The 3,187-nt window shown below is 62.6% G+C and carries 4 protein-coding genes; 3 read left to right on the top strand and 1 reads right to left on the bottom strand.

The annotated features are described in order from the left end of the window. Positions 1-286: helix-turn-helix domain-containing protein (locus A9310_RS25400; RefSeq protein ID WP_139104716.1), on the bottom strand; the 286-nt coding region annotated here is incomplete at its 3' end. 29 nt (positions 287-315) lie between these two features. On the opposite strand from A9310_RS25400, the gene A9310_RS22220 reads away from it, so the two are divergent. From A9310_RS22220 to A9310_RS22230, 3 genes are all read left to right on the top strand, one after another. Next, a complete protein-coding gene (locus tag A9310_RS22220) occupies positions 316-1,614 on the top strand; it encodes an LLM class flavin-dependent oxidoreductase (protein ID WP_068970850.1) in 1,299 nt (432 codons plus the stop codon). Beyond that, positions 1,611-2,705, top strand: coding sequence for a hypothetical protein (locus tag A9310_RS22225; protein ID WP_004022072.1), 1,095 nt, complete (start codon positions 1,611-1,613; stop codon positions 2,703-2,705). The genes A9310_RS22220 and A9310_RS22225 overlap by 4 nt, the downstream gene beginning before the upstream one ends. Before the next feature lie 270 nt (positions 2,706-2,975). Beyond that, on the top strand, positions 2,976-3,187 hold a 212-nt coding region (locus A9310_RS22230; RefSeq protein ID WP_065632427.1), incomplete at its 3' end, for a transposase.

The following is a 3,187-nucleotide window of genomic DNA, read 5'->3' on the forward strand; positions in this document are numbered from 1 at the left end:
CCGGGGTTCGTCGAGCAACCCCTCGCAGCGGTGCCCGGGGTTCGTCGAGCAACCCCTCGCAGCGGTGCTCGACGAACCGGCCTCGCCAGCGCCGCACGGTACTGCGATTGAGGCCGAGTCGTTGTGCCACTTCAGTATTCGAACCGCCATCAGCGGCGGCGAGAACGATTCGTGAGCGCATCGCCAAACCCGAGGCCGTCGTTCGCCGACGCGCCCACCCTTCGAGCTCACGGCGCTCGTCATCAGTCAGAACAATATCCACTGCTCGCGGACCCCGGGTTGCCATTCCCTAGCCTAACAACCGAACGGAAATTAATGACTCAGGACACTAGATCCGCAGCAACTAACGATTTTCTTTCCGGTGCATACTATAAGAAGATCGCTCAGACCCTTGAACGCGGAAAGTTTGATCTTCTTTTCCTTCCGGATGCTCTCGCAGTCGAGGACAGCTACGGCCATGATCTGCAAACAGGCGTCGGACTGGGCGGCCAGGGCGCGATCGCACTCGAGCCCGCCACGGTGGTGGCGACGATGGCCGCCGTGACCGACCGGTTGGGACTTGGAGCCACCATCTCCACCACGTATTACCCGCCGTTTCACGTCGCCCGTATCCTGGCAACGCTGGATAACCTGTCCGACGGGCGGGTGTCGTGGAACATCGTGACATCGCTGAACGATTCAGAGGCAAAGAACTTCGGAATCGATGCTCATCTTGAACACGACACCCGTTACGACCGCGCGGACGAGTTCGTCGAGGTCGTACGTAAGCTGTGGAACTCGTGGGACGATGATGCGCTGCTGTTGGACAAGATCTGCGGCCGGTTCGCTGATCCTAAGAAAGTTCATTACGTCGATCACCGTGGTGACTGGTTCGACGTGCGCGGCCCCCTGCAAATCCCCCCTTCAAGTCAGCGCGAGCCAGTACTCCTCCAGGCCGGATTGTCGCCTCGCGGTAGACGTTTCGCGGGCCAGTGGGCCGACGCCGTGTTCAGCATCTCGCCGACGCTGGAGATGATGCAGCGCACGTACCAGGACATCAAGGGGCAAGTGAGTGCCGCGGGTCGCAACCCCGACGCCACGAAGGTTTTCACAGCTGTCATGCCCATACTTGGGGAGACCGAGGCGATCGCACGCGATCGCCTCGAATACATCAACGGTCTCGTCCACCCCGAGGTCGGTCTGTCGACGTTGTCGAGTCATAGTGGAATCGACTTGTCCGCCTTCCCCCTAGACGCGAAGTACTCCGACATCGTCGCGAGCTTGGGGGACGCGCACATCCCCACCATGCTCCACATGTTCTCCACGGTTGCGAGCGACGGCGAGGATCTGACACTGGCCGACCTTGGAAAGCGTTATGGCACGAACGTGGGTTTTGTCCCGCAGTGGGGAGGAACGCCCACCCAGATCGCCGACAGACTGGTCGAGTACTTCGATGCGAGAGCGGCTGATGGGTTCATCATCTCCGCCGCCTATCTGCCCGGCGTTTACGAGGACTTTGTCGACCAGGTGGTGCCGCTGTTGCAAGAACGTGGGGTATTCCGCGACGAGTATGAGGGATCAACGCTGCGCGACCACCTCGGCCTGGAACTGCCAAGCGGGGCGGCGGCGCTGTGACCGACACCAGCTCAGCGGTCCACACCCTCGCGTACAGCAACTGCCCTGTTCCCAACGCCCTGCTGGTTGGCCGCGAGTCGCAGTTGCTCGCCGAGGCTGGCATCAATCTGGACGTGCTGGGAGGGCCGCTGGGCTCCTTGCACTTCACCTACGATCATCCCGCTTACACCCGATTCGGCGGAGAGATCCCGCCGTTGGTGAGTGAGGGCCTGCGTGCACCGGGTCGCACACGCCTCCTGGGCGTCACCCTGTTCGAGGGAAAGCTGGGCTTTTACGCGGCCGACCCCACCCTGACCGCACCGGAGCAACTGGCGGGGCATCGTGTCGGCGTATCCGCATCGGCAATCCGGATCCTGCGCGGCGACCTTGGTGACTACCGACAGCTCGACCCGTGGCGCCAGACTCTCGTCGCACTGGGCACTTGGGAGGCGCGAGCCCTGCAGCACACCCTTCGTCACTCCGGCGTAACAGTAAACGATATCGAGCTCGTACCCATTGAGACGGCGGGAGTCGACTTACCGCAGGACCGACTCAGCGCATCGGCATCAGTGAACGGTTCGGACCTCTTTCCCGCCGTCGGGGCCCATCAGGCACAAGTCTTTGCCGGGGGGACGGTCGATGCGCTATTCAGCTGGCTTCCGTGGTCCGCGGAGTTCGAAGACCTCACCGGTGTTAGACCGCTGCGTGACCTGAGCTTGGACAGGACAAGCCACTACGCCAGCGTTTGGACAATCAGCGCGCAACTCGTCGATAAGAACCCGTCACTCGTGCAGCATCTGGTGGATACGGTGGTCCGGGCAGGCTCCTGGGCGCGCGATCATCTGACCGAGACAGTCGCGATTCATGCCCGCAACCTCGGTGTTAGCGAGACTGCGGTGACACGCGGTTTCGGCGAGCACTTCACCGACAACTTAGTACCCACCCTCGACCACGATGCGCTCACTGTCCTTGCTGCGACACAGCGGTACCTGGTCGACCACGATCTGGTGGATAAGGCGATCGACCTGACTGATTGGTCGGCCCCGGAATTTCTGCAGACGAGCCTGCGTACATGCGCGGCCGGCACATCAGCGATTGGAGAATACGAATGACAGTCACCGACGACACGGCGGCGGCCACCGACCGGCGGGCGGGCGATCCTCTCGCGGTGGCTCGAGACCTTGCTGCAAGCTGGCGGGAGGGAATCGTCGAACGGGATCGCGATGGGGGGCCAGCCACCCGTGAGAAAGAGGACTTACGCCTAAGTGGTCTGCTGGCGCTCGCGGTACCCGAGGAGCACGGTGGTTGGGGCGCAGATTGGCCGACGGTCTGAACCGCCCCGGGTCTGTCGGAGGCTCTCGAACCTGTGAAGGATGGAGAGCATGGCAGCACCACGCAAGTACAGTGAGGAACTCAAGGACCGGGCCACCCGGATGGCATGTGAAGCGCGACGAGATCCCGATTCGTCGAGAGGTGCGATCAAGCGGATCGCCGATCAGCTCGGAGTCCATCCCGAGGCGTTGCGCAATTGGGTTCGTCAGGCCGAGATCGACGGCGGGGTCCGCCCGGGCACCACGAGTGAGGACGCTGACCG

The sequence above is a fragment of the Gordonia sp. UCD-TK1 genome (genome assembly GCF_001691435.1).
Lineage (GTDB): Bacteria > Actinomycetota > Actinomycetes > Mycobacteriales > Mycobacteriaceae > Gordonia > Gordonia hongkongensis.

Coding starts and splice junctions, on each gene's coding strand:
- A9310_RS22220 (WP_068970850.1), top strand. CDS start 316: ATGACTCAGGACACTAGATCCGCAGCAACTAACGATTTTCTTTCCGGT.